This is a genomic window from Rhizobium sp. LjRoot98 (assembly GCF_964252935.1).
In the GTDB taxonomy this organism is placed as follows: Bacteria; Pseudomonadota; Alphaproteobacteria; order Rhizobiales; family Rhizobiaceae; genus Pararhizobium.
On the sequence record NZ_CAXUPW020000002.1, the window covers coordinates 630,215 to 657,162 of the forward strand.

General features: G+C 59.3%; 25 protein-coding genes and 1 riboswitch. Of the genes, 13 read left to right on the forward strand and 12 right to left on the reverse strand.

What is annotated here, in order from left to right; genetic code table 11:
• Window positions 1-45: 45 nt before the first annotated feature.
• On the reverse strand, window positions 46-1,299 hold the full coding sequence (gene tyrS / locus ACSQ3J_RS11600; protein ID WP_060505492.1) for a tyrosine--tRNA ligase: 1,254 nt from the start codon (window positions 1,297-1,299) through the stop codon (window positions 46-48).
• Window positions 1,300-1,430: 131 nt separating this feature from the next.
• On the opposite strand from tyrS, the gene ACSQ3J_RS11605 reads away from it, so the two are divergent.
• A complete protein-coding gene (locus ACSQ3J_RS11605; protein ID WP_060511020.1) occupies window positions 1,431-2,585 on the forward strand; it encodes an anhydro-N-acetylmuramic acid kinase in 1,155 nt (384 codons plus the stop codon).
• Window positions 2,586-2,690: 105 nt separating this feature from the next.
• Complete coding sequence (locus tag ACSQ3J_RS11610) at window positions 2,691-3,884, forward strand: GGDEF domain-containing protein (protein WP_060505490.1); 1,194 nt, start codon at window positions 2,691-2,693, stop codon at window positions 3,882-3,884.
• Window positions 3,885-3,944: 60 nt separating this feature from the next.
• On the opposite strand, the gene ACSQ3J_RS11615 is transcribed toward ACSQ3J_RS11610, so the two are convergent.
• On the reverse strand, window positions 3,945-4,658 hold the full coding sequence (locus ACSQ3J_RS11615) for a DNA helicase (protein ID WP_060505489.1): 714 nt from the start codon (window positions 4,656-4,658) through the stop codon (window positions 3,945-3,947).
• A 301-nt stretch (window positions 4,659-4,959) separates the two neighbouring features.
• Window positions 4,960-5,637: an alpha/beta hydrolase gene (locus tag ACSQ3J_RS11620; protein ID WP_037130387.1), complete on the reverse strand. Its 678-nt coding sequence runs from the start codon at window positions 5,635-5,637 to the stop codon at window positions 4,960-4,962.
• Between the two features lie 224 nt (window positions 5,638-5,861).
• Between ACSQ3J_RS11620 and ACSQ3J_RS11625 the strand changes: the two genes are divergently transcribed.
• From ACSQ3J_RS11625 to ACSQ3J_RS11660, 8 genes are all read left to right on the forward strand, one after another.
• A complete protein-coding gene (locus ACSQ3J_RS11625) occupies window positions 5,862-7,028 on the forward strand; it encodes a cysteine desulfurase family protein (protein ID WP_060505488.1) in 1,167 nt (388 codons plus the stop codon).
• A gap of 146 nt (window positions 7,029-7,174) precedes the next feature.
• Window positions 7,175-8,644, forward strand: a complete 1,470-nt coding sequence (sufB, locus tag ACSQ3J_RS11630; protein ID WP_060505487.1) for a Fe-S cluster assembly protein SufB — start codon at window positions 7,175-7,177, stop codon at window positions 8,642-8,644.
• A 78-nt stretch (window positions 8,645-8,722) separates the two neighbouring features.
• Window positions 8,723-9,478, forward strand: coding sequence for a Fe-S cluster assembly ATPase SufC (sufC, locus tag ACSQ3J_RS11635; protein WP_060505486.1), 756 nt, complete (start codon window positions 8,723-8,725; stop codon window positions 9,476-9,478).
• 11 nt (window positions 9,479-9,489) lie between these two features.
• Complete coding sequence (gene sufD / locus ACSQ3J_RS11640; RefSeq protein ID WP_060505485.1) at window positions 9,490-10,764, forward strand: Fe-S cluster assembly protein SufD; 1,275 nt, start codon at window positions 9,490-9,492, stop codon at window positions 10,762-10,764.
• Window positions 10,765-10,777: 13 nt separating this feature from the next.
• The gene (locus ACSQ3J_RS11645) at window positions 10,778-12,019 is read left to right on the forward strand and encodes a cysteine desulfurase (RefSeq protein WP_060505643.1); all 1,242 of its coding nucleotides are present in this window, start codon (window positions 10,778-10,780) and stop codon (window positions 12,017-12,019) included.
• Between the two features lie 12 nt (window positions 12,020-12,031).
• On the forward strand, window positions 12,032-12,412 hold the full coding sequence (locus ACSQ3J_RS11650; protein ID WP_060505642.1) for an SUF system Fe-S cluster assembly protein: 381 nt from the start codon (window positions 12,032-12,034) through the stop codon (window positions 12,410-12,412).
• A gap of 90 nt (window positions 12,413-12,502) precedes the next feature.
• Window positions 12,503-12,895 carry a Fe-S cluster assembly scaffold SufA gene (gene sufA, locus ACSQ3J_RS11655; protein ID WP_060505484.1) on the forward strand — a complete coding sequence of 131 codons (393 nt, stop codon included), beginning with the start codon at window positions 12,503-12,505 and terminating at the stop codon, window positions 12,893-12,895.
• A gap of 116 nt (window positions 12,896-13,011) precedes the next feature.
• Entirely contained in the window at window positions 13,012-14,886 is a 1,875-nt protein-coding gene (locus tag ACSQ3J_RS11660; protein ID WP_060505483.1) for a PAS domain S-box protein, read from the forward strand.
• 73 nt (window positions 14,887-14,959) lie between these two features.
• Here ACSQ3J_RS11660 and gcvP read toward each other — a convergent pair whose 3' ends face one another.
• Genes gcvP through gcvT form a run of 3 tightly spaced genes read right to left on the reverse strand, consistent with a single transcriptional unit; the run spans window position 14,960 to window position 19,342 of the window.
• Window positions 14,960-17,824 carry an aminomethyl-transferring glycine dehydrogenase gene (gcvP, locus tag ACSQ3J_RS11665; RefSeq protein ID WP_060505482.1) on the reverse strand — a complete coding sequence of 955 codons (2,865 nt, stop codon included), beginning with the start codon at window positions 17,822-17,824 and terminating at the stop codon, window positions 14,960-14,962.
• Window positions 17,824-18,186, reverse strand: coding sequence for a glycine cleavage system protein GcvH (gene gcvH / locus ACSQ3J_RS11670; protein WP_060505481.1), 363 nt, complete (start codon window positions 18,184-18,186; stop codon window positions 17,824-17,826). The genes gcvP and gcvH overlap by 1 nt, the downstream gene beginning before the upstream one ends.
• A 16-nt stretch (window positions 18,187-18,202) precedes the next feature.
• The gene (gene gcvT / locus ACSQ3J_RS11675) at window positions 18,203-19,342 is read right to left on the reverse strand and encodes a glycine cleavage system aminomethyltransferase GcvT (protein WP_436039134.1); all 1,140 of its coding nucleotides are present in this window, start codon (window positions 19,340-19,342) and stop codon (window positions 18,203-18,205) included.
• Window positions 19,343-19,484: 142 nt separating this feature from the next.
• Window positions 19,485-19,572: riboswitch (glycine riboswitch) on the reverse strand.
• A 160-nt stretch (window positions 19,573-19,732) separates the two neighbouring features.
• On the opposite strand from gcvT, the gene ACSQ3J_RS11680 reads away from it, so the two are divergent.
• Window positions 19,733-20,128, forward strand: coding sequence for a hypothetical protein (locus tag ACSQ3J_RS11680; protein ID WP_156393860.1), 396 nt, complete (start codon window positions 19,733-19,735; stop codon window positions 20,126-20,128).
• 102 nt (window positions 20,129-20,230) lie between these two features.
• Entirely contained in the window at window positions 20,231-21,217 is a 987-nt protein-coding gene (locus tag ACSQ3J_RS11685; RefSeq protein WP_436039137.1) for a DUF1775 domain-containing protein, read from the forward strand.
• 80 nt (window positions 21,218-21,297) lie between these two features.
• Here ACSQ3J_RS11685 and ACSQ3J_RS11690 read toward each other — a convergent pair whose 3' ends face one another.
• The 4 genes from ACSQ3J_RS11690 to ACSQ3J_RS11705 all read right to left on the reverse strand — a co-directional run bounded on the left by ACSQ3J_RS11690 (window position 21,298) and on the right by ACSQ3J_RS11705 (window position 23,822).
• Entirely contained in the window at window positions 21,298-21,633 is a 336-nt protein-coding gene (locus tag ACSQ3J_RS11690; protein ID WP_060505477.1) for a hypothetical protein, read from the reverse strand.
• A gap of 764 nt (window positions 21,634-22,397) precedes the next feature.
• Window positions 22,398-23,126 carry a dihydrodipicolinate synthase family protein gene (locus tag ACSQ3J_RS11695; RefSeq protein WP_436039139.1) on the reverse strand — a complete coding sequence of 243 codons (729 nt, stop codon included), beginning with the start codon at window positions 23,124-23,126 and terminating at the stop codon, window positions 22,398-22,400.
• A complete protein-coding gene (locus ACSQ3J_RS11700; RefSeq protein WP_436039141.1) occupies window positions 23,123-23,323 on the reverse strand; it encodes a dihydrodipicolinate synthase family protein in 201 nt (66 codons plus the stop codon). Before ACSQ3J_RS11700 ends, ACSQ3J_RS11695 begins: the two co-directional genes overlap by 4 nt.
• Window positions 23,316-23,822, reverse strand: coding sequence for a hypothetical protein (locus tag ACSQ3J_RS11705; RefSeq protein WP_060505474.1), 507 nt, complete (start codon window positions 23,820-23,822; stop codon window positions 23,316-23,318). Before ACSQ3J_RS11705 ends, ACSQ3J_RS11700 begins: the two co-directional genes overlap by 8 nt.
• A 366-nt stretch (window positions 23,823-24,188) precedes the next feature.
• Here ACSQ3J_RS11705 and ACSQ3J_RS11710 point away from each other — a divergent pair, with 366 nt between their 5' ends.
• Window positions 24,189-24,602 carry a nuclear transport factor 2 family protein gene (locus tag ACSQ3J_RS11710; RefSeq protein WP_162246389.1) on the forward strand — a complete coding sequence of 138 codons (414 nt, stop codon included), beginning with the start codon at window positions 24,189-24,191 and terminating at the stop codon, window positions 24,600-24,602.
• A gap of 142 nt (window positions 24,603-24,744) precedes the next feature.
• Here the strand turns inward: ACSQ3J_RS11710 and ACSQ3J_RS11715 are convergent, their stop codons facing one another.
• Window positions 24,745-25,725, reverse strand: a complete 981-nt coding sequence (locus ACSQ3J_RS11715) for an HAD family hydrolase (protein ID WP_060505471.1) — start codon at window positions 25,723-25,725, stop codon at window positions 24,745-24,747.
• Between the two features lie 14 nt (window positions 25,726-25,739).
• Window positions 25,740-26,705 (reverse strand): formylglycine-generating enzyme family protein, encoded by a 966-nt coding sequence (locus ACSQ3J_RS11720; protein WP_060505470.1) that lies wholly within the window; start codon window positions 26,703-26,705, stop codon window positions 25,740-25,742.
• Window positions 26,706-26,948: the final 243 nt, after the last annotated feature.

A 26,948-nucleotide genomic window follows, 5' to 3' on the forward strand; every position in this document is an offset into this window, starting at 1 on the left:
GCGGGGTCACCGCCGGTTTGGGTTTCACTCGATGTCGCGCGTATTTCAAGCCGGACGGACGAGGATGTGCTTCTTCTTGCCGAGCGACAGCTTGATGACGCCATCTGCGGTGACGTCACCGGTGCCGATCACCTGGCGATCGTCGCCAACGACGGTATCGTTGAGGCGAACGGCACCGTCCTTGAGGAACTGCCGCACCTTGCCGTTGGACTCTGCCAGCCCGGCGCGCACGAACAGCGCTAGAACGCCGATTCCGGCTTCAAGTTCGGTCGCAGGCACATCGATGGATGGCAGGTTGGCGGCAAGAGCGCCTTCCTCAAAAGTCTTGCGGGCGGTCTCGGCTGCTTCTTCTGCCGCCGCACGTCCGTGCAATGTCGCGGTGATTTCAGTTGCCAGGATCTTCTTCACCTCGTTGATCTCGGTACCGGCCAACTGTGAGAGACGTGCGATTTCGCCCATCGGCAGCGTTGTGTAGAGCTTGAGGAAGCGCGACACGTCGGCGTCTTCGGTATTGCGCCAGTACTGCCAGAAGTCATAGGCCGACATCATGTCCGGGTTGAGCCAGATGGCGCCGTTGACCGATTTGCCCATCTTGGCGCCCGACGATGTGGTCAAAAGCGGCGATGTCAGTGCGTAAAGCTGCGGCGTTCCCATGCGGTGGCCGAGATCGATACCGTTGATGATGTTGCCCCACTGGTCGGAGCCGCCCATCTGCAGGCGGCAACCGGTGCGCTTGTAAAGTTCGACGAAATCGTAGGCCTGCAGGATCATGTAATTGAATTCGAGGAACGAAAGCGATTGCTCGCGGTCGAGCCTGGTCTTGACGCTGTCGAAGGCCAGCATGCGATTGACCGAAAAGTGGCGGCCGACATCGCGCAGGAACTCAAGGTAGTTGATGCCCAGCAGCCAGTCGGCATTGTTGATCATCAGGGCGTCTTTTGGCCCGTCGCCGTAGGTCAGGTAGTTGGAGAACACCGATTTGATACTGGCGATGTTGGAGGCGATGGTTTCTGGCGTCATCAGCTGACGCGCTTCGTCCTTGAAGGACGGGTCTCCGACCATGCCGGTGCCGCCGCCCATCAGCGAGATCGGCTGATGGCCGGTCGCCTGCATCCAGTGCAGCATCATGATCTGGATCAGGCCGCCGGCATGCAGGCTCGGCGCCGTCGGATCAAAGCCGATATAGGCCGTCACGGTTTCCTTGTTGAACAGCGCATCCAGTCCGGCATTGTCGGATGTCTGGTGGATGAAACCGCGTTCATGGAGGGTGTGAAGGAAATCGGACTTGAATTCGGACATGACCTGTCTCTTTCGGTGGGCTGCTTGGAGAAGAATGAGGACTTGCTGGATATTTGCGCGGCGTTTAGCACTGTTTGCTGAAAAGTGCACGTGTTTGCATTGTGAATGTTTTCTTTGGGGCTGAGTGCGGGATGACGCAGATGAAGACGGCGATCGGGCTGATGAGCGGAACCAGCATGGATGGCATCGACATTGCGCTCATTCGAACCGACGGCCGCGACCGGGTCGAGAGTGGTGCTGCCCTCGGGATATCCTATGACGCACAGTTTCGCGATCGCCTGAAACAGGCGCTGGAGGATGCCAAGCCGATACGCCAGCGCGGGGAGCGGCCTGGCACTCTTGCGAATGTCGAGCACGAGTTGACGTTACGTCATGCCGAGGCCGTGCGAATTTTTGTCAAGAAAAACAATCTGAAGCCTGCTGATATTGATGTGATCGGCTTTCATGGCCAGACAGTGCTGCATCGTCCTGACGATGCTTTGACGGTCCAGCTCGGCGACGGCGCGTTGCTGGCGCGCGAAACCGGCATGGCCGTTGTTCATGACATGCGTGCCGACGATATGGTTCATGGCGGACAGGGCGCGCCGCTGATCCCCGTTTATCATGCAGCACTCGCGGCCGGATTGCCGGGAGAATTCCGCTCCGACCGGCCGGTTGTGTTCGTCAATATCGGCGGCATCTCCAACCTGACTTTTGTCGGCACTGATGGGACCCTCGTTGCCTATGATAGCGGCCCGGGCAACACGCTGATCGACCAATGGGTCGAGGCGCATGCCGGAATTCCCTACGATCAGGGGGGCATGATCGCCAGCGAGGGACGTGTTCTGACCGGCCTGGCGGAACGCTACCTGGCAAATCGGTTTTTTTCCGGGACCAAGCGCCGCTCGCTCGATCGTAACGATTTTTCGCCTCCTGCCGGGACTGATGCGAACCTCGAGGACGGCGCCCGCACGCTTGCCTATGTCACGGCTGCCGCCATCCTCAGATCCGCGCAGCACCTGCCGGAACGGCCGGGCACCTATATCATCTGCGGCGGAGGGCGGTTGAACCCGATCATCATGCGCGATCTCGCCGACCTCGCGTTGCGCGATGAAGCGACGGTCGTTTCCGCCGAGGCTGCCGGCCTTGATGGCGATGCCATGGAGGCGGAGGCATGGGCCTATCTTGCCGTGCGCTCACTCAAAGGATTGCCGCTGACGTTTCCCGGTACGACGGGCGTAACTGAGCCGGTCACCGGCGGGGTCTTCAACGCCGCCGTGGGCTCGTCGCCATCGGTTTCCGATTAACGTTTCTTTTGCCCGGCATGGGTACCATTCATACGAATCTGCGATGCCTTTTCGGCATGGTGGAAGAGAACGCGCGGCGGGTGCGGACTCGAAACGGACGTAGAGATGAACGGCGCGCTTTTCCTCCTGACGGTCAACTTCCTGATAGCGCAACTTTTTTGCGTGTTTTTTCTCGTCATCTCCAGACGCAGCCGCATTCCCGCTGCCGGACGCTGGTTTGCGGTCGCCTTTGCTGTTGCATCGCTGTCCGCCGTTTTTGAAGTTGCCATCCGCTATGGTGATTTCGACCGCTTCGCCAGTTTCGGCGCTTTCAGTTCTCTGCTGATCGCACTCGTGATGATCCGCATCGGCATTGGCCGGCTCTACGCGGTTCCGTCAAACATCTGGGCGACAACTACGCTTCTGTGCACTGCACTTCCCCTCAACCTGATGATCTTCGACCTGCCACGAGGCACCTTTGTGCATTCGCTTGGCTACCAGGCGCCGTTTGCCATTGCGGAATTGATGTGCGCCGTTGCGATCTACCGGTCCGGGCGCCGCGAGACGGGCGACCGGATACTTATGGCCCTGCTGCTGATCACGGCCGGGAATTTTGCCAGCAGGGTCTATTTTGCCGTGATCTTCAGCGGCGGAAGCACGGCACAGGCCTATCTTGGCAGCACCTATGCGCTGGTTTCCCAGAGCATCAGTGCCGTTCTGGTCGTCTCCACCGGGCTGACATTGCTGGCCGTCATCGTGCTTGAAATCATGGACGACGCCAAGGCAAACTCGGAAATCGATCCTCTGTCAGGACTTTTGAACCGGCGCGGTTTCGATGGAAGAGTGAACCAGATTCTTGCGCGCCCCGTGTCCGCCTATCCCCATTGCGTGATCGTTTGTGATCTCGACCACTTCAAGTCGGTAAATGATACCTACGGACATGCCGCCGGCGATCAGGTCATCCTTGCCTTTGGCCGCATGCTCGCCGGACACGCTCCGCCGGAGGCGATTTGCGCACGTTTTGGCGGCGAGGAATTTGCCATCTTTTTGCCGTCCACCAGCATGGCCACGGGCTATCTCTTCGCCCAGGGACTGCGCAATACGTTCTCATCAATGGCGATCAGCGGATTGCCGGATACGGTTCGCCTCTCGGCCAGTTTTGGCGTTTGCGCGCTCGCAGCCCCGGGTGATTCGATCGCCGACGCAATCAAGGGGGCTGACGCGGCCCTCTACGATGCCAAGAAGGGCGGACGCAACCGGGTAAACCGTGCAGGCGCGTCCACGGCCAACAGCCCGCAGGAATGGCAGGCACAGGCCTGACTGTTTTATCAGGCAGGTGGGCGAGTCGTCTGCCGGGCGATCACCCGGCAGACTGGACAATCAGGCAATCACTTGAAACCGCGCCTTGCCTTCGTGCAGGAAGCACGCCTTGGAAAAAATTCCCGTGTCGAACCGGTTGGGCAGGCGAATGTCTTGCATGCCTGGCAGCGGCTTTTCGTCAGGCCGATACGCACGATCGATCTGTGATATAAAGGCCAGAATGATCCCGGCCTTTTCTGCGAAAGCCTGAAGTGCCGCGAGTTGCTGCGAAAGCTCGGGCTTGGTTCTGCGCTGATCGAGAATCTGCAGATAGTCGATGACGGCGACCGTTCCGCGGGGGGCATCGTCAAGATGACGGATCATGTAATCGGCGCAGATATCATCATCGGTGACGATTTCCACGAGTTCACCAAGGCCAGGTGTTTCGCCTTGCAGTGACCGGATGCGTTGCCGGGTCTCATGCTCGGTATATTCGAGAGTAAAGAAGATGCCCCTGCGGCCATCACGGATCGCATCGAGCAGGAGCTTTAATCCCAGTAGCGTTTTGCCATGTCCGGGCCGGGCTCCCAGCAGGATGATATCGCCATCGCAAAGCCGGGACAGGATGTTCGTTTCGCCGGAACTTTCTGCAATTTGCGCAGCAAGCAAGCTCCATCCGGCAAAACCCTCCTGGCTTGCAATGCGATCCAAGGCGGCATGCAGGGAAATTTTTTCATCGCGGGCCAAGAGCTTGGCGCGGCGTTTCAACTGGTAGACCGGGGTGGATAGCCTCATCACAAAACCTCCATTGCGAGCAGAAAACGCAATCCCTCCTTATGCGGCGCTCGAACAGATGGCTCGATGATGGAAATACCCCGTATGAACGATACTTCCCCGATTGGAGGGAGGAGGCGCGGGCCAAGCCTGTACCTCAATCAATATCGCGAGTCGGAAATGACAACAAGACGGAAGCGCAGTGTTGCCCGGGCTGAACCGGCGGTTCTGTAATGCAAAAAAAATGGCACCTTGCGACGCTTGAGGACGCAGGGTGCCATTTGAAAAACCTAGAGCCGGGGGATACCAGCTCTTTAAGCCGTTAGCGGATGCGCTTTGCCGCCGGTTCCGGTGTCAGTTCGCCGTTCAGGCGACGGTCGAGGTAGTCCTCGCATTCAGCCATCAGCGTATCGACCTGGCCGTTGAAGAAGTGGTTGGCACCTGGCACCGTCTTGTGGGTGATCAGGATGCCCTTCTGGGCCTTCAGCTTGTCAACGAGATTGTTGACGTCCTTTTCCGGCGCCACCTTGTCGAGATCGCCATTGATGATCAGGCCGGACGAGGGGCAGGGCGCAAGGAAAGAGAAGTCATAGGTGTTCGGCTGCGGCGCAATCGACATGAAGCCTTCGATTTCTGGACGGCGCATCAGAAGCTGCATGCCAATCCAGGCGCCGAAGGAATAGCCTGCGACCCAGCAGCTTTTCGAATCCGGGTGCATGCTTTGTACCCAGTCGAGTGCCGATGCGGCATCCGAGAGCTCGCCGGCGCCGTGGTCAAATTCGCCCTGGCTGCGGCCGATCGAGCGGAAATTGAACCGGAGTGTCGTGAAGCCGCGCTTCTGGAACATATAGAACAGCTGGTAGACGATCTGGTTGTTCATCGTGCCGCCAAACTGCGGATGCGGATGCAGGACGATGGCGATCGGGGCATTCTTCTGCTTGGACGGCTGGTAACGGCCTTCGAGGCGACCGGCCGGTCCGTTGAAGATGATTTCGGGCATTGGCTCTCCGGGCTTGATTCTGGTATTAAAAACCGGCTCAGCGCTGATGCAGTCTTGACGAAAGCAGTCAGCTTTTCTAAAACCAGTTTAGAACCATTCAAAACTTTGACACGGACTTTCCGTGGCGAGTGCTGTCTCTTACGGCAAGCGAAGCGAAAAATTCAAGGAAAATGCACCGGCCGCATGCCTTTACATGGCAGCCAGTTCATCTTTGGCAAGGGAATATGGGACAAGAGCGTATCTATATGGATTGGAATGCCACCGCGCCGCTCTTGCCGGCCGCGCGCGAGGCGTGCCTTGATGCGCTTGATCTGCCTGGAAACCCATCATCGGTGCATGGCGAAGGCCGTAAAATCCGCACATTGATCGAGAATGCCCGCCGTGATGTCGCAGCCCTTTGCGGTGCCGCTGCCGCCAGCGTGACCTTTACCAGTGGTGCTACGGAAGCGGCGAACTGGGTGCTGACGCCGGATTTCCGCATGGGCAAGACGCCGCTAGCGATCGGCCATCTCTACATATCGGCGATCGAGCATCCGGCGGTTCGCGAAGGCGGGTGTTTCGGTAAAGCCAATGTCAGCGAAATTGCGGTGACGCCGGCAGGAACAATCGATCTGGCCGCCCTTGAGGCAGCCCTGGCCGTCCATGACCGGCAGTCCGGCCTGCCGATGGTTGCGGTGATGCTGGCCAACAACGAGACGGGCATTGTCCAGCCGATCGAAGGGGTGTCCCGCCTGGTCAAGACCGCCGGCGGCATCCTTGTCGTTGATGCGGTTCAAGCCGCGGGACGGTTGCCGCTGTCGATTGAGACGCTTGGTGCGGACTTCCTGATCATCTCATCGCATAAGATTGGCGGACCAAAAGGAGCCGGTGCTCTGGTGGCGCGCGGCGAAATCCTGATGCCTGCAGCGCTGATCCGTGGCGGCGGCCAGGAAAAGGGTCATCGTTCCGGAACTGAAAATCCCGCCGCGATTGCCGGGTTTGGTGCGGCAGCGCGGTTGGCGGCTGACAATCTGGAAGGCCGGATGACGGACGTTTCCGTGCTGCGCGACCGGCTGGAAGCCGCGATGATCGCAGCGGCACCCGATGTCATCATTCATGGCCGTGATGGCGTACGCATCGGCAATACCTGCTTCTTCACGTTGCCTGGATTGAAATCCGAGACCGGGCAGATTGCCTTCGATCTGGAGGGGGTGGCACTGTCTGCTGGCTCCGCCTGCTCGTCCGGTAAGGTCGGCCAGAGCTACGTTCTGTCGGCAATGGGGCACGATCCGCGCCATGGCGCGCTGCGGATTTCGATCGGTCCATCAACGACAGAGGTGGACATCGACCGGTGCGTGGAAGTCTTTACCAGGGTCGCATCGCGGCGCAGGCTTTCGGGGGCTGCGGCTTGACTCTGAATTAAATTGCGGAAATTGAATTTTCCGCTTGGCAAACGGGGTGAAAATGCCCCTTTAGCCCACTACATAGGCGATACAACGAACATAGTATCGTGCTGACAAGCTGCCGGACCTTGTATCCGGCGAGATTGGAGAACGACATGGCTGCCGTGCAGGAAACAATCGATCAGGTCGCCCTGATTGATGTGGACCAGTACAAATACGGGTTTGAGACGACGATCGAAATGGACAAGGCGCCCAAAGGCCTGTCCGAAGACATCATCCGCTTCATTTCGGCAAAGAAGAACGAACCGGACTGGATGCTCGAATGGCGTCTGGAGGCGTATCAGCGCTGGCTGACGCTGGAAGAGCCGACATGGGCGCGCGTCAACTATCCGAAGATCGATTTCAACGAGATTTACTTTTACGCCGCGCCGAAGAGCACGCCCGGCCCGACCTCGATCGATGATGTCGATCCCGAGCTTCTGCGGGTCTATGAAAAGCTCGGCATTCCCTTGCGCGAGCAGGAAATCCTCGCAGGCGTGAAGACGCCGCGCATCGCCGTCGATGCCGTGTTCGATTCCGTTTCGGTCGTGACGACCTTCAAGGAGGAGCTGAAGAAGGCCGGCGTGATCTTCATGTCGATCTCGGAAGCCATCCGCGAACATCCGGATCTGGTGAAGAAATATCTCGGTACTGTCGTTCCGACCACCGACAACTATTATGCGACGCTGAACAGCGCCGTCTTCACCGATGGTTCGTTCGTCTACATCCCCAAGGGCGTTCGCTGCCCGATGGAACTGTCGACCTATTTCCGTATCAACGAGAAGGGCACCGGCCAGTTCGAGCGCACGCTGATCATCGCGGAAGAGGGCGCCTATGTGTCCTATCTCGAAGGCTGCACGGCGCCGCAGCGCGACGAAAACCAGCTGCATGCGGCGGTCGTCGAGCTTGTTGCGCTTGACGATGCCGAGATCAAGTATTCCACCGTCCAGAACTGGTATCCGGGCGACAAGGAAGGCAAGGGCGGCATCTACAACTTCGTTACCAAGCGTGGCGATTGCCGCGGCAAGAACTCGAAGATTTCGTGGACGCAGGTCGAAACCGGCTCGGCGATCACCTGGAAGTATCCGTCTTGCATCCTGCGTGGCGATGGTTCTCGTGGCGAGTTCTACTCGATCGCCGTCTCCAACGGTCATCAGCAGATCGACAGCGGCACCAAGATGATCCATCTCGGCAAGAACACGTCGAGCCGCATCGTTTCCAAGGGCATTGCGGCCGGCTTCAGCCAGAACACCTATCGCGGCCAGGTCTCGACCCATCGCAAGGCGGAGAATGCGCGCAACTTCACCCAGTGCGACTCGCTCCTGATCGGCGACAAGTGCGGTGCGCATACCGTGCCCTATATCGAGGCGCGCAACTCCTCGGCTCAGTTCGAGCATGAGGCGACCACCTCGAAAATTTCCGAAGACCAGCTGTTCTACTGCCTGCAGCGGGGCATCCCGACGGAAGCGGCGATCGCACTGATCGTCAACGGCTTCGTCAAGGAAGTCATCCAAGAACTGCCGATGGAATTCGCGGTCGAAGCGCAGAAGCTCATCGGGATTTCGCTGGAAGGCTCGGTCGGTTAATCGCGACCCGCATTTTTGAACGTGGTGCGCCGATAGTCGCGCCAAAAATCTATTCGTTTCCCAAGAGGACGACGTAACATGCTTGAAATCAGAAACCTCCATGCCCGCATTGCCGAAGACGGTACCGAGATCATCCGTGGCCTGAACCTGACCGTGAAGGCCGGCGAAGTCGCTGCCATCATGGGGCCGAACGGCTCCGGAAAGTCGACGCTGTCCTATATCCTGTCGGGCCGCGAAGACTATGAAGTCACCGAAGGCGACATTCTTTACAACGGCGAGAGCATTCTTGAGCTCGACCCATCCGAGCGCGCTGCCAAGGGTATCTTCCTTGCCTTCCAGTATCCGGTCGAAATCCCCGGCGTTGCAACCATGCAGTTTCTCAAGGTCGCGCTCAACGAGCAACGCAAGTATCGCGGCGAAGACGAGCTTTCGACACCGGACTTCATCCGCCGGGTCAAGGATGCTGCGGCCAAGCTGCAGATCAACCCGGATATGCTCAAGCGTCCGCTCAACGTCGGTTTCTCCGGCGGCGAGAAGAAGCGCGCCGAAATCCTGCAGATGGCGCTGCTGGAGCCAAAGCTCTGCGTGCTCGACGAAACCGACAGCGGCCTCGACATCGATGCGCTGAAGATCGTTTCGGATGGTGTCAATGCGCTGCGTTCGCCGGATCGTGCGGTGATCGTCATCACCCACTACCAGCGCCTGCTCGAATACATCGTTCCCGATAGCGTCCACGTTCTCTACAAGGGCCAGATCATCAAGTCCGGCGACAAGTCGCTGGCGCTCGATCTCGAAGCCAATGGTTATGCCGACATCATTGATGCGGCTGCTTGAGGAGTGAGGCGATGAACATGCAAACGGCAATCACGATGACGGCCGCCGAGACGGCCCTCGTCGATGCCTATACGGCCCAGATCGGCGAACTGCCGGGCGAAGGCGCCGTACTGTCTGCCCGCGATAGCCTGCTGGCGAATCTGAGGCAGCAGGGGCTGCCGACGCGCCGCGTCGAATCCTGGCACTATACGGACCTGCGTGCACTTTTGCGTGTCGTTCCGGCGTTTGATCCGACGGCGTTTGCTGAGAAGGTCGACCCGCTGGTTCCGGGCTCGTCGGTGCTTTCGGTCCTGAACGGCAAGGCTGATACGCGAAACCTGCCGGCCGGTATCAATGTGCGCTCCTATGCTGAAAGCCTGATCGACGGCGTTGCCGCTGCCGATCTGGTCGAGCGCGATCAGGACGACGCGATCGGGCGGATCAATGGCAGCTTCGTGCGCGACGGTTTCGAGATCGAAGTGCCCGAGGGGACCGAGCTGGAACAGCCGGTTGAGTTCCAGCTGGTGCAGAGCGCCGGCCAGAGCCATTCGCGCTTTCCGGTGACCTTCGGTGCCAATTCCAAGGCAACGATCATCGAGCGCCATCTCTCGGTCAATGATGCGGCCAGCCTGGTTACGGTTGTCAGCGACCTGATCCTCGATGAAGGTGCTGAGATCACCTGGATTATCCTGCAGCAGCAGGGCGCAAGTGACAGCCATCTCGCCCAGGTGAATTTCGACCTCGGCACCAATGCCAAGCTGCGGCTGTTCATCATCAATGCCGGTGGCAAGCTGGTGCGCCAGGAAGTTCATGGCGTTACGACCGGCGAAGGTGCGGACTTCAAGTTGCGCGGCATCAACCTGCTGGGCGCGGAAACCCATACCGACGTGACCTTCACGCTCGGCCATGACGTGCCGAACACGACATCGACGGAAATCCTCCGCAACGTGCTGTTCGATCGCGCCAAGGGTGTATTCCAGGGCCAGATCCGGGTTGCGCCGGATGCGCAAAAGACCGACGCGAAGATGGCGTGCAACACGCTGCTACTCTCCGACGACGCCGATTTCTCGGCCAAGCCGGAGCTGGAAATCTTTGCCGACGACGTCCAGTGCGGCCATGGTGCCACCGTCATCGACATCAACCCGACGCATCTCTATTACCTGCGTGCACGCGGCATTCCGGAAAACAAGGCCCGGGCCATGCTGGTCAACGCGTTCGTCGACGAGATTGTCGAGGAACTCGAAGACGAGGGACTGATCGAGACGCTGGAAACGATCATCGCCGCCTGGCTCGAAAAGCACGCCTGATTGGATCATGGACATGGAACATGTGGTGCCGGTGCCCGCCTATGACGTCGAAGCGATCCGCAGGGATTTTCCGATCCTTTCGCGAACCGTCTACGGCAAGCCGTTGGTCTATCTCGACAACGGCGCGTCGGCGCAGAAGCCGCAGGCCGTGATCGATGCCGTTGCCCATGCCTACGCCAATGAATATGCCAATGTCCATCGCGGCCTGCATTTCTTGTCGAATGCCGCGACGGACGCCTATGAAGGCGCCCGCGAAAAGGTGCGCCGGTTCCTGAACGCGCCGTCGGTCGACAACATCATCTTCACGAAATCGTCGACCGAGGCGATCAATACGGTTGCCTATGGCTACGGTATGCCGAAGATCGACGATGGCGACGAGATCGTCGTCTCGATCATGGAGCATCATTCCAATATCGTGCCGTGGCATTTCATCCGCGAACGCCAGGGTGCCAAGCTGGTCTGGGTGCCGGTCGATGATCAGGGCGCTTTCCATATCGACGATTTCGTCAAATGCCTGACCGATAAGACCAAGCTGATTGCCATCACCCATATGTCGAATGCGCTCGGCACGGTCGTTCCGATCAAGGAAATCTGCAGGATTGCCCGCGAACGTGGTATTCCCGTGCTGGTCGATGGCAGCCAGGCGGCCGTTCATATGCCGGTCGATGTGCAGGATCTCGACTGCGACTGGTACGTGATGACCGGCCACAAGCTTTACGGTCCTTCGGGCATCGGTGTGCTCTACGGCAAGATGGACCGGTTGAAGCAGATGCAGCCCTTCATGGGCGGTGGCGAGATGATCGTCGAGGTGACCGAAGACGCGGTTACCTACAACGAACCGCCGCATCGTTTTGAAGCCGGCACGCCGCCGATCGTCCAGGCAATCGGTCTCGGCTATGCGCTGGATTACATGGAGAATGTCGGCCGGGCGGCGATTGCTGCGCATGAGGCCGATCTTGCTGCCTATGCGCAGGAGCGTCTGTCGACCGTCAACTCGCTGCGCGTCATCGGAACGGCGCCGGGCAAAGGGGGGATCTTTTCCTTTGAGCTTGAAGGTATCCATGCCCATGACGTGTCGATGGTGATCGACCGGGCAGGAGTTGCTGTGAGGGCAGGCACGCATTGCGCCCAGCCGCTCTTGAAACGCTTCGGCGTGACCTCCACATGCCGTGCATCCTTTGGCCTTTACAATACGCGGGCCGAAGTCGATGTGCTGGTGGATGCGCTTGAGCAAGCCCGCAAATTCTTTGCGTAAGGACATATGCCGATGAGCCTTGATACGACAGAAGACAAGATCGACGTCCGCGACGGGATCGTCCATTCCGCCATTCCGGCGGACGAACTGGCGCGCCTCAGCGACGATGTGATTTCCGCGCTGAAGACCGTTTATGACCCGGAGATTCCGGCCGACATTTTCGAACTCGGTCTGATCTACAAGATCGACATCGAAGACGACCGCATGGTCAAGATCGCCATGACGCTGACAGCACCCGGCTGCCCTGTTGCCGGTGAAATGCCCGGCTGGGTCGAAAACGCCGTCGGCGCGGTCGAAGGCGTGTCTGGCGTCGAAGTCTCGATGACTTTCGATCCGCCGTGGACGCCGGATCGCATGTCGGAAGAGGCTCAGGTTGCGGTCGGCTGGTATTGATCGCGTATTGATCCCTTAACCGCTGCGCATTACATTCTGGACTCGGAAAGCGTCAGGCCTTGAACCTGGTTGCTACAAGGAGAACGGCCCATGGGCTTTGCAGTCATGAGTTTGAGCGATGCGGCGGCAGGCCGCGTCAAGGCGATCGTCGAAAATGCCAGTGGTGATGCCCAGGGCATCCGCGTCGGGATCAAGAAGGGTGGTTGCGCCGGCATGGAATATGCCATCGATCTGGTGACGGCTGCCAACCCCAAGGATGACCTTGTCGAACATCAGGGTGCCAAGGTCTGGGTTGCACCGGAAGCCGTACTTTATCTCCTCGGGACCCGGATGGACTTCGAAGTCACGACATTGCGTTCGGGGTTTACCTTCAATAACCCGAATCAGACATCGGCTTGCGGCTGCGGCGAATCTGTCGAGTTGAAGCCCGCCGATCTGGCGGCACTTGCGGCAAAGGGCGATGCTGTCGTTCGTGCCGGCTAAACATCCTGCCGCTGTTGCGCGGCGCTCTGTCGGAAACTCATAAAGAGACTGGTATGCGCCAGTCTCTTTTTCTGTTCTTATGGGCTGCTCACAGGGTGGGCGGGGTGGAATAGAGAATGCCGGCAGCGCAGACAGATTTCGTTCAAGCATTGTATGATAATTTTCCCGATCCAATCATTTTCGCAGATATCGACCACACGATTCTGTCGGTCAGCGCTTCGGCTCTGAAACAGTTCGGCTACGCGGCGGAAGACGTTGTAGGCGGCCCGGTGCGGGCTCTGTATGCCACAGACAGGGACTTCGAACGGGCACGGCGCCAGAGCCTGGAAGTGCTGGCCGTCAGCCGCTTTGCCGAGGGTATCTACCGTTACCGCCGCGTTGACGAAACTGTTTTCACCGCGCGATTGCGGGTCACGGCGGTCGTCAACGAAGCTGGTGAAAAGATGGGGTTCGTTGCCATTATCCGGGACATTTCGGATTATCTCGAGCTTGATCGGGAACGCAGGAAAACCGGAGAAATCCTTGACACGGCGCTGCAGGCTATTCCGGAAGGATTTGCAATCTTCGACGCGAACGAGCGGATCGTCGTCTACAACGACGCCTATAAGCGGATCTGCGGCGCGGCGGGACCGCATCTGACGATTGGCATGACCGCGGAAGAGATCATGACTGCTGTCCACGAGGCAGGGCATTACCCCAATGCACCTGCCGGATCGCGACAGGCCACGGCTTGGCTGGAAAGCAGGATGCGCGCCTTCCGCAATCCTGACGGCGATAACCAGATCTTCGAATATGGCGACGGCCGGTGGTTGCGTATCGAGGATTCGAAGACGCCTGATGGCAATACCGTGGCGCTTCGCATCGATGTGACAGACTTGAAGCGAGCTCAGATCGCGCTCGATAGGCAACGGCTGGAATACTACACGCTGGTCCAGAATATCCCAGACTTCATCTGCCGCATTTCTCCTGATCTTACGTACACGTTTGTCAACGAGCGCTATGCGCAGTGGATTGGGGTGCTGGCCGATGACCTTGTTGGAAGACCGCTTCTCGATTTCGTTCCGCAAAGAGACCGGGAGACGCTGGTCAACACGCTGAAAAACCTGTCGATCGAGGAGCCACTTGCCGCACGCGAGCAACACCGCAAGTTGCCCGATGGCAGCGATCTATGGCTATTCTGGTCGAATATCGCAGTCTTCGATGGCGGCAAGCTGGCAGAGTACGTCACCGTTGGCCGCGATATCACCGAGTTGAAGCAGCAACAGCAACGTATCGCTCAGCAGACCGTCGAGTTGCAGCGAAAAAATGATGCCCTTCACCAGTTTACCGGAACGGTGTCGCATGATCTGAAAGCGCCGCTGCGCCATATGGCGATGTTTTCGGAAATGATGGTCGAGGATGTGGCCAGCGGAAACCTTGAAGAGCTGCCTGTCTATGCCGGCCATCTACGCCAGAGTGCGCGGCGGATGGGCCAGTTGATTGACAGCCTCCTTGATTATGCCCAGATCGCCGACGAAATTGGCAGTTGGCACATCGTCTCGATGGCCGACGTGATTTCCGACACGATCCTCAACCTCGACAGCTTCATTCAAGAAGCCGGCGCCAGTATCGAGGTTTCAGCTTTGCCACAGCTGAAAGGCGATCCTGAGCTCCTGCAACGCCTTTGCCAGAACCTGATTGGCAATGCCATCAAGTACCGCCGGGAGGACGTGAAACCGGTGGTGCGGATCTACGCCGAAACGGAGGGGGACACCGTGCGAATGTTCTTCGAAGACAATGGCATCGGCGTCGACCCGCGTTTCTCCAGGAAGATATTCGACGTGTTCCAGCGCCTGCACCGGGATGAGACCGTCTACCCGGGAACGGGTATCGGCCTGGCGCTGGCAAAACGGATCGCCGAGAGCCACGGTGGAACGATCGCGCTTGATCCCGCATTCACACGAGGGGCACGTTTCGTCGTGTCGTTTCCACACCAATCTCATGCACCGTAAAACTCGGGCAGGTGTTGGTTGAAGCAGCTTGGATATGAAAAAGGGGCACATCAAGCGCCCCTTTCTGTTTTTGCTATTCTGCCGCCTCGGCGTAGTCTTCCAGGGGCGGGCAGGTGCAGACCAGATTGCGGTCACCAAAGACATTGTCGACGCGGTTGACCGGCGACCAGTATTTGTCGACGCGGAAGGCGCCCGGCGGGTAGCAGGCCTGTTCGCGCGAATAGGGACGGTCCCATTCGCCGACGAGATCTTCAACCGTATGCGGAGCATTCTTCAACGGGTTGTTCGTCCGGTCCATCTTGCCGTCTTCGATCGCCTGCGCTTCGGCACGGATCGCCAGCATGGCGTCGCAGAAGCGGTCGAGCTCGGCCTTGGTTTCCGATTCCGTCGGCTCGATCATCAGCGTGCCGGCCACCGGCCAGCTCATGGTCGGGGCGTGGAAGCCGCAGTCGATCAGGCGCTTGGCCACGTCATCGACGGTGACGCCGGCGCTGTCGACCAGCGGACGGGTATCGATGATGCATTCATGCGCGACACGACCCTTGGCCGACTTGTAGAGCACGTCATAGGCACCCTTCAGCCGGGCTGCGATATAGTTGGCGTTGAGGATCGCCACCTTGGTCGCCTGCGTCAGCCCTTCGCCGCCCATCATCAGGCAATAGCTCCAGGAGATTGGCAGGATGGAGGCGGAGCCGAACGGCGCCGCCGAAACCGCACCTTCGCCGCCATCGGTTTCCGGATGGCCGGGCAGGTAAGGAGCAAGATGCGCCTTGACGCCGATCGGCCCCATGCCTGGACCGCCGCCGCCATGCGGAATGCAGAAGGTCTTGTGCAGGTTGAGGTGACTGACATCGCCGCCGATATCGCCGGGCCGGGCAAGGCCGACCATGGCGTTCATGTTGGCGCCGTCGATATAGACCTGACCGCCATGCTTGTGGACGATGTCGCAGATGTCGCGGACATTTTCCTCGAACACGCCGTGGGTCGACGGGTAGGTGATCATGCAGCAGGACAGGTTCTCGGCATGCTGCTCCGCCTTTGCGCGGAAATCGTCCATGTCGATATCGCCGTTGTCACTGACCTTGATAACGACGACCTTCATGCCGACCATCTGGGCCGAGGCCGGGTTGGTGCCATGCGCCGATGTCGGGATCAGGCAGACATCGCGATGGCCGTTGCCATTGGCGCGGTGATAGGCGCGGATCGTCAGAAGTCCGGCATACTCGCCCTGTGCACCCGAATTCGGCTGCATGGAAACAGCGTCATAACCGGTGATCTGGCAGAGCTTCTGCGACAGATCAGTGATCATGTGACGGTAACCTTCGGCCTGGTCGGCCGGCACGAAGGGGTGGATTTCAGAAAATTCCGGCCAGGTGATCGGCAGCATTTCCGCTGTCGCGTTCAGCTTCATCGTGCAGGAGCCGAGCGGGATCATTGAGCGGTCGAGCGCCAGGTCCCGGTCCGACAGCCGGCGGATATAGCGGGTCATTTCGCTTTCCGCCCGGTTCATGTGGAAGATCGGATGCGTCAGGTATTCACTGGTGCGCAGCAGGGTTTCGGGCAGGCGATAACCCGCGTCGAAATCCTCGACCTTGAAATCACCGCCAAATGCGCGCCAGACGGCTTCCAGCGTGACCGGCCGCGAACGCTCGTCGAGGCTGATGCCAATCTTGGTGGTACCGATGCGGCGAAGGTTGACTTCTTCGGCCACGGCCGTCTTCAGGATGATGCCCTGCAGCTTGCCGACATCGACGGTCACCGTGTCGAAGAACACATCCGGCTCGACCTTGTAGCCAAGCTTTTCGAGGCCAAGCGCCAGAAGAACGGCCTTCTGGTGGACGCTCTGGGCGATGGCTTTGATACCCTTGGGACCGTGGAAGACGGCATACATCGAGGCCATGACGGCAAGCAGGACCTGCGCGGTGCAGATGTTCGACGTCGCCTTTTCGCGGCGGATATGCTGTTCGCGGGTCTGCAGCGACAGGCGATAGGCACGGTTGCCGCGGCTATCCTGCGAGACGCCGACCAGACGGCCGGGCATCGAGCGCTTGTAGGCATCCTTGACTGCCATGTAAGCCGCATGCGGGCCACCGTAACCGACCGGTACGCCAAAGCGCTGGGTGCAGCCGATGGCGATATCGGCGCCCATTTCGCCAGGAGATTTCAGCAGCGCCAGCGCCAGAGGGTCGGCAGCGACCGTGGCGATTGCACCCGTCTGGTGCAGACGTGCAATCAGGCCGGTGAAATCGTGAACATGGCCATAGGTGCCCGGATACTGGAAGATCGCACCGAAGACATCGACCGGATCGAGATCGGTGAACGGGTTGCCGATGACGATCGACCAGCCGAGCGGCTCCGCGCGGGTCTTCAGAAGCGCAATGGTCTGCGGGTGGCAGTTTTCATCGACGAAGAAGGCCTTCGCCTTCGATTTTGCCACACGTTCGGCCATGGCCATGGCTTCGGCGGCAGCCGTTGCCTCATCGAGCAGCGAGGCATTGGCGACATCGAGGCCAGTCAGGTCGCAGACCATCGTCTGGTAGTTGAGCAGAGCCTCAAGGCGGCCCTGGCTGATTTCCGGCTGATACGGCGTGTAGGCCGTGTACCAGGCCGGATTTTCCAGGATGTTGCGCTGGATGACCGGCGGTGTGATCGTGCCGTAATAGCCCTGGCCGATCAGCGACACGAGCTTCTTGTTGAGGTTGGCCGTTTCGCGCATCTTGTCGAGCGCTTCACGCTCGGTCATTGCGGCGCCCCAGGCAAGCGGGGACTTCTGGCGGATCGACGGCGGAACAGTGTCGTCGATCATGGCGTCGAGGCTGGGATAGCCGACGACCTTGAGCATCGCCGTCATTTCATCGGGCGAGGGGCCGATATGACGCCGGTTGGCAAAGTCATACGGCTTGTAGTCGGTAAAGGTGAAATCCTTCGGCATGCTCATCAGGCGATAAGCTCCTTGTAAGCTGCTTCGTCGAGAAGCGCGTTGACGGCCGACGGGTCGGAGAGTTTCAGCTTGAAGAACCAGCCGGCGCCCTGCGGGTCGCTGTTGACCAATGCCGGATCATCGACGATGGCCTGGTTGCTTTCGACGATCTCGCCATCAAGCGGACAATAGACGTCGGAGGCAGCCTTGACGGATTCAACGGTGGCTGCGGTCGCGCCCTTGTCCAGCGCCGTGCCGGATTCCGGCAGTTCCACAAAGACGAGGTCGCCAAGCTGCTCGGCAGCATGGGCGGTAATGCCCACGGTTGCGATATCACCCTCGATTTTCAGCCATTCATGTTCATCGGTAAATTTCAGCATGGGGTTCAGCTCCTGATCAGCGTTTGTAGGTCGGGGTGACGAAGGGAAGGGCGGAGACGGTGATCGGCAAATATTTGCCGCGCACCTCCGCGAAAAGTTGCGTGTTATTGGCGGTGTGAGCCTTATCGACATATCCCATGGCGACGGGATGATCGGCACTTGGCCCAAAGCCACCGGAAGTAACGGTGCCGGCCGGTACCTTGCCTTCGGCATCGGCAAACAGCGGCGCGCCGCCACGAACGGGCGCCTTGCCTTCCGGCTTCAGGCCAACACGGCGGCGGCCGGCACCTTCGGCGAACTGGCGAAGAATGACGTGGGCTCCGGGGAAACCGCCTTCGCGGGCGCCACCAGCGCGACGCGCCTTCTGCATGGCCCATTCAAGACCAGCCTCGACCGGCGTCGTCGTGGTGTCGATATCGTTGCCATAGAGACAAAGGCCAGCCTCGAGGCGCAGGGAATCGCGGGCGCCAAGGCCGATCGGCATGACATCGGGATGTTCGAGGATTCGGCGCGTCACGTCTTCGGCAGAGGCTGCGGGAATCGAGATTTCAAAACCGTCCTCGCCGGTATAGCCGGAACGCGAGATGATGCAGGGTACGTCGTGAAGTGCGGCTTCGGCCACATCCATGAACCGCATGGTGGCGATATCGGCCCAGAGTTCGGCGAGCACGGATTCGGCGCGCGGCCCCTGTAGCGCGATCAGCGCGCGGTCATCCAGAAGCGTCAGTTCGCAGGTGTCGCCGAGATGCTTTTGCAGATGAGCGAAATCGGCTTCCTTGCAGGAGGCATTGACGACGAGGAAGAGGTGATCGCCACGATTGGCGACCATCAGGTCGTCGAGAATATGGCCGTTGTCATCGGTAAACAGCGCATAACGCTGACGGCCTTCGGCAAGACTTAGTATATCGGCGGGTACCAGCTTTTCGAGTGCCAGCGCGGCATCTTCGATCCGGCCGGACTTTGGACGAAGGATCACTTGTCCCATATGCGAGACATCGAAAAGACCGGCGGCGGAGCGGGTGTGAAGGTGCTCCTTCATCACGCCGGCGGGGTATTGCACCGGCATGTCGTAGCCGGCAAACGGCACCATGCGGGCGCCAAGCGACACGTGCAAAGCATGCAGCGGCGTCTGTTTCAAAGGGGAATCTGTGTTCAAGTCCGGCCTCCAGGTCTGGCGTCACACGCCGGCTCATCTCCACGGCGCATTTCGTGCGCCGTATCCTCGAGCCCCCTCTGTCCCTTTGCCTGAGATTGTTATCCCTTCGGCGAGCGAAACCGCTTCTCTCCAGAGTCCTACCGGCACCTTGCTGGTCCTTTGGCCTGAGAGTTTCCGGGGCGGTTGCTCCTTCGGCACCGGTGTTACCCGGATTCTCCCAACAAGATCGAAGCCAGATAACGGCGATGCCGGCGGCTTGGCAAGCGCAAAATGTCGCGCCCAAACAGATTTTTGTCGTGCCTGTTTCCTGGTAGTCATCAGAATAGAAAATCGGCCTTTGCTTTTTTGCCAATGAGGCGATAACGCAATCACTTAAAGCGAGGATGATCGATGGCGGTAGCCGGGCGACAGTGGCAGATGACGGTGCGGGTGCTTTCAGCACTGGCCCTGTTGTTTTTGTCGTTCGCCCATCAGCCCGCCTTTGCCAGCCAAATCACCCCGGCAATGGCTGCGGACTACATGCTGCCGGATGGCACGATCGGCGATATCTGCTTCGGACTTGATGGCATAGAGGGAAAAAGCCACCGCTTTCCGCATGAAACCTTGGCGCCGGTTTGTGATTATTGCCGGCTGGCGGCATCCATCGTCCTGCCATCCCCCTCCGGCGACGGTCATCTGGTCATCCGCGTTGCCGCGCGTTCTGACAGCAAACCGGATTTTCCTGCGGTTTTCGTTGCATATCCACGTCTCCTGCCGCAATCGCACGCGCCTCCGCTGTTGTTCTGACCGTATCGCCCCGGCGATTTCCAATTTTCCAGAGCATTCAGCCGCCTGACGCGGCATTGACCGTCCTGCCATGCGTGCAGGCTCCGGTCCGGAGACAGATCGATGACACAGACCAGAACCACACTTCTCGCAATCGCCCTTTCGCTGGGCGCTGCCGCATCGGCGCATGCCCATGCTTCCTTCGAAACGGATGAAGTGGCATCCGAGAGCAGTTTCAAGGCCGTATTGCAGGTCCCGCATGGTTGCGACGGCAAGGCGACCACCGAAGTGCAAGTCAAGCTGCCGGAGGGTTTCGTCTTCGCCAAGCCACAGCCCAAGGCCGGCTGGGAGCTTGAGATCATCAAGGGTGACTACCAGAAGAGCTATGACAATCACGGAAAGACGGTGACATCAGGCCCGCTGGAAATCCGCTGGAAAAATGGCAACCTGTCCGACGATTATTACGACACGTTCGTGATCAGCGGCAAAATTTCCGGCTTCGACACCGAAACGCAGATCGCCTTTCCGGTGACACAGCTCTGCGGCACGTCTAGCAAGGTTGTCTGGGATGAGATTGCTGCTGAGGGTCAGAGCGCGCATTCGCTGGAACATCCAGCCCCGACAGTGACGGTGACGCCTGCCCAGGCGGGTGGCCATGATCATCACGACATGGCGGCAATGGCTGGCATGGGCAATGCGGATGGCGCCCCCGTCAAGGCCGGATCGCTGGAAATTTCCGGCGGCGCGGTCAAGGCGATGCTGCCTGGCGCCAAGGTCGGCGGCGGCGGCTTCGTCATCAAGAATGAAGGCAGCGAAGACGACACATTGGTTTCGGTCGAGAGCGCGGTTGCAGGCCGTGTCGAACTGCATGAGATGACCATGCAGAACGATGTGATGAAGATGCGCAAGCTGGAGAGCGGCATTGCTCTTCCGGCTGGCGAAACCGTGACGCTTCAAAGCGGTGGGCTGCACCTGATGTTTTTCGATGTGAAAAAGCCGTTTGCCGAGGGCGACAGCATCCCTGTGACGCTGACCTTCGAAAAGGCAGGCAAGGTCGATTATGTGCTTGCGGTGGGCAATGCGGCCGGTGGCGCGCAGAAGCACAAGTAGGACCTGCGAATTTAGAGCGGATAAATAACGGCGCGGGAAACTGCGCCGTTATTGTTTGACAAGCGGGCGACTTGGCCGCGTCAGGCGTTGGTCGTTTCGTCGTCCCGGGTTAAGGCTTCGTCGCTCTCATCGGCCTCTGCGTCATCGGGACCGAACTCCATGTAACGGCGCACCGCTTCGCCGCGCGTACCCTGCGGCTGACGGCCATTGGAACTCATCAGCATCAACGATAACGACGTGGGGCTGCGGAGGGCAGCGACCGAGGCATGGGTGGTTGCCGCATCGTCCTTCGGCCGTGCAGAAAGCAGGGTGATCGCCTCGTCGGCCGGGCCATCGCCGCTCACGCGCGCGGACGGCTTGATGGCCTGCGCCGCGTAAGCCGCCGTATTGGCTGACATGGTAACGACCAAGGTCATGGACGATCTGCCCGTGCCGGGCGCTCCTTCGGAACAATCAATCCTTTTTACCCGACCGCCGTTTCACCACGGTGAAATCGCGAGGTCGCATTTAAGGCAAATCTTATCGATCATCCGAAGGAAAAAGGGGGCGCAGACCACCGGGGAAAGTGCGCGCCCCAAAGGTTCAGGCGGAGCGCCGTGAGAGCGTATTCCGCGTTGTTGATGTCATGCCGCCAAATTCGATGCATTTGCCGGCCGGTGCGCGGCACACCGCGCGCGCGTCGTGATTGCTTTCTTCGCCGGCAAAGTGCAGGGCTGCAGCTTCACTGGCAAACAATCCACCGACCCGGCCAAGCCGGTCCTGCACGACCCACCAGCCGTGGTGATCGCAGCCGACGGTGAAACGTGGCGTTACGGAATGCGTGTTCGCGAGGGGAGATCGACTGCCCATAATCCTTATAGACCTTTGTGTTGTTAATGGTGATGTGCTGCTGGCGTGGGCTGATTGCGCCCTAGCGCGGAAACCAGCCTGCCAGAATCTGAATAATGCCGGCACACACAAAGACTGCGGCCAGACGGATGACTGCGCCAGAAAGGCTGTTGCGATCCGGTATTACCGGCGCCGATACTGGCCTGTTTGATGAACTTTGGCGGGCGTATGATTGCATGACCTGTTCTTTCGGTTGGCCTGTTTGCGATCCGTAAGCCACTGATCGCCATGAGAAAATATGTACTCTGCCATTGCCGTTCCATGCGTGGCCGGCAGTTTTGTTGTGAAAATCTCATAGGAATTGCCGCCGCGCTGGTGCCGGTTTGCACAGCACCGGCGCCAGTGCCATGCGGATCGCGGCTGTGGTTTCCGCGACGATCGGCGTCAGCGGCAGCCGGACATCGTCGCTGATGCCTCTGAGCAGACTGAGGCCGTATTTGATGGCAGGAGGGCTCGGTTCGCGCTCCAGTGCCTGAAATAGTGGGCTGAGCCGCTCCTGCAGGCTTTGCGCCGATTGCTGGTTTCCGGTTGCCAGCGCCTGATGCAATGCGACAGTCAAGCGCGGCACCAGATTTGCGGCAGCCGAGATCACACCGCGGCCGCCCATCAGGGTGAACGGCATGGCCGTCAGATCGTGACCGGAATAGAGCGCGAACCGTTGACGCAAAGCCGACGGCATAGCCACAAGGCGCGCAATGTCTCCCGTTTCATCGGCAATTCCAACGACGGATCGCAGAGACGCCAGCCGCTCCAGCGTACGCGGCAACAGATCGGCCGCCGTCCGTTGTGGAGCGAGACCCACAATGAGTGGCAGGTCTACCCGGTCCGTGATTGCCTGATAGTGGCGGAACAAGCCCTCCTGAGCGGGTTTGCTATAGTAGGGCATCACCACATAGGCAGCGGTAGCGCCCATGTTTTTCGCTTCTGCCGTGCGCGCCACCGTTGTCTCGGTGCAGGATGTGCCGGTGCCGGCAAAAACCGGGACGCGGTTGCCGGCAACCGCGACGGCAAGGCGGATCAATCGCGCCCGTCGTCATCGGCCAGAGCCCAGGGCTCACCGGCCGGCCCCGCAACCAGAAGGCCCGAAATGCCACTATTGATCTGCCATTCGGCAAGTTCGGCGAAGGCTGGTTCGTCCAATTGATCGCCATGAAAGGGCGTGACGAGGTCGCAGATAGCGCCGTGTGGCGTGGGGTCGATCCGGGGGCGTTCACTCATTTCCAAATTCCTTTTGCACGGCTGCATTTGTCCGTCTTCGGCGCACAAACGATCTCGTTTTACGGATGGCGCTGCTCAAAAGTGCAATGAGGATTGCGGCCGGAGGATCGCGATGTTCTGCGCGTATCAGTTTGCGCCGTTGCGGCTGGGAAAGGGCACTGCGGACAGACAGGGTCACGGCCCAACGATCTGCTTGCGGATCAAGTTCGCGAATGTCACGGGCGGGCTGGCAGGATTGCGCCATAAGGCGAAGGGCGGCTGTGAATGCCTCCTTTTCCATCAGCAAGCGAAACTCTGGTAGCTGCTTGATGCCGCCCGGCAGGCCGGCGGCCTCCGGCAGAATACGCACGGCCTCCCAGATATGGTGCTCGCGAAGAATGCGGGCGGCGCAGACCCGGGCAATCAGGCTGGCGAGTTCAGGTCCAACTGCGATGGTATCCGCTGGATGTGTGGCCTTGGTTGACCGCAAAAGCCGTTGCGTTGACGGTGTCGTACCCATGATGGAGCCTCATGCAATCACATAAATAAGGGCGACACCGGCAAGCGAGAGAACAATCGCTGCCGCATTCAATCCCGCCGTGATGCGGGCGCGGCGTTGCCTGCGGGAGCGGCCGCGCTGCTTGATCCTCGGTGTGGAAAGGTGGGAAGGGTGAACGTGGAGCATGGGCATCGCGGCAGTGACCTGTTTCGAATGCCTGGATGCTAGGGCCGCGCAGCATTTGAAATCCATTCCGGGGCAACGGCCAAGAGATAAAGGTTTCATAGGAGAGCAAACCCAGGAATGCGGGCTTGAACCTTGTAACTCTCTTACTTGCAGTCCTCCTTAAATACAGGCACACTTCCTGCAACCAAAGGGAGGGGCATGATGGACAGGCAAACACTGGAAGATGTTGTCAATACATTCTATGCGGCGCGCGCGGTCAGCAATATCGGCGCCATGATGGCATTGGCCGGACCGGGTTTGAGCTTCCGCATCGTCGGTAGCGGCAAACTGGCGCCGATGACGCAGCGCGTCACCGAGCCGGCAGCCGTCGATACGGTGGTGCAGACGCTGGTCGCACACTGGGATATGTCCAGGGTCAAAACCACGCGTCTCTACGTCGATGGCGACACGGTTTTTGCACTTCGCGCCGGCGTGATCCGCTACACGCCGAACGGCAAGGAGGCCGAAACCGAGTATCTTGACCGCTTCACGTTCAAGGATGGAAAGATCATCGACATGACCGAGTTCGTCGATACGCTGATGATCGCCGATACGGTCGGATTGCTCGACGCGTAAATGGCGGCAGCAACGAACAATCACAGGAAGAACTGGGGAGGTGCCAGCCAAATCGGCTTGCGCCGATCACGAAAGCGGCTCCTCATTCATCTCGGAAACGAAAGAGGAGCCGTTGTTCAATGTGGTGAAGACGGTCGTGCGTTCATGGTGTTTCAAACGCGAAGATGTTCTTCCAGTCGTTTTTCATGTCCACGAGCAGCCACTTGCGCTGCTCTGCCTCGTCCATCGCCTTGTTGAGCTTGCCGAAATGCGATTGGCGGTCGTAGGCGTATTCACGCACCGCGTCGGTGTGGTGCACGATCAGCCCGAAGCTATTGGGTCTGCCGCCGGTCACCCAGCGCAGCATCTCATAGTCGCCATCGGAATTTCCCGCGACAAAGATCGGACGGCGGCCGATGAACTTGTTGATGCCGACTGGTTTTCCGGCACCGTCATCGATGAAGTCGATCTTCGGCAAGCGATTGAGCACAGGCTCGCCGTCAACGAGTACATATTCGGTTACAATGGTGCTGCCGATTACCTGTTCGGGTGGGATGCCATAGGCTTTCTCCGTGATCGGCCGCATGAACTCCACACCACCACCGGAGACGATATAGGTCTTGAAGCCGTTTGCCCTCAGATAGTCGAGCAATTCCCGCATCGGCAGGAACGTCATTTCGTTATAGGGCTTACCGGTTTTCGGATGTTTCGCTGCCGCAAACCAGTTCGTGACAACTGTGTTGAACTGGTCTGTGGTCATCCCCGCATGCGTGGCCATGACAAGTTCGATCAAGCCCTTCTCGCCGCTTGCCGCCATCCCCTTGAGGTCGCCGGCCAGCACGGATTTGAAAGGCTCGGTGTCCTTCCATTCCGGATGCTCCGGTGCGAGTGCCTTGACGCGGTCCAGTGCAAAACCGAGCTGGAAATAGAATGGCTGCTCGGACCACAGCGTGCCGTCATTGTCGAACACGGCGATACGGTCTTCCGGCTTGACGAAATCAGCACTCTTCTCGTCGGTAACCTTGGTGACGAAATCGACGATCGCCTGTTTCGATTTGCCGTCGTTCCATGATGGAAGATCATCCGCAAGTGCTGACAGGGGTACGAGGAGCACGACAAGGAAAACACGAACAAAACGCAGCATGGCTCTCTCCAGGATCAGTTTTCAGGTCTTTTCACGCAGCGGAAACCGACATGGCTGGTCGACGTATCCTCCGGCTCGGCATGGCGGGCGGCCGGGCGGTAACGGCGGCAATAGTTCGGTGCACAAAGATGCGAGCCGCCCTTCAGGACGCGCCGGGGAATGCGGATGTCAGGCAAATTCGGATCGTAGCTGGCCTCGACAGCCCCGCCACGCGGGTTTTGCGGGATGCAACATGACTTGTTGGCCGGTTCCGGGTGGTGTGTCGACCAGTAGTCCGTCGTCCATTCCCAGACATTGCCGATCATGTCATAGGCGCCGTACCCGTTTGGCGCGAAGGATTTGACCGGCGTCGTCCGGTCCTTGCCGACGGGCTTGGTGTTGTGGGTCGGAAAAGTGCCTTCCCAGGTGTTTGCCATGGCGACGCCTCCCGGGGTCAGTTCATCACCCCAGGCGAACTCGACATCGTCAAGCCCGCCGCGCCCGGCCAGTTCCCATTCGGCTTCCGTCGGCAAATCGAGACCTGCCCAATCCGCATAGGCCTTGGCATCGCAGAAGGCCACATGCACGACGGGATGATCGAGCTTACCGCGCAGATCACTCATGCCGCCATAGGGGCGGCGCCAGTTCGCACCGAACTTGAAACTCCACCACTGGCTGATGTCCGGCCCGTTGACCGATTTCGGTGGCGTGAAGACCAGCGAACCGGCTCTCAGCATCTTGGGCAACGCACCCGGATAATCCTTCGGGTCCGGCGCCTTCTCCGCAAACGTCACATAACCGGTGGCTTTCACGAATTCCGTGAACTGGCGGTTCGTCACAGGGGTCGCCTCAATCCAGAAGCCATCGACCTTGACAGGGTGAGGGGGAGCCTCTTCCGGATAATGTTTGTCAGACCCCATCGTGAAGGTACATCCAGGGATCCAGAGCATCTCGCTCAACGCCAATGATCTGTCTTTTTCGCTATCCAATGCCAATGTCATGGCAGCCTCCGAATTCCGATGCCGGCACTATCGCAACGGCGATGCGCTTTACGGAAGTACGTTACAGTAACAACGCCTCCCGGACAGCTGCGTCTTTCCAGCAACGTCACATCACGATGTGGTGACCAGACGGTAAACTTGACGCCGGAACCGCAAGGTCCCGTTGGAAAGGCCAGCGATTGGCTGCATAAGGGCTTTGACCCGATTCCTCCGCGATAAGACGCACGGCACAATGCTTGTTTG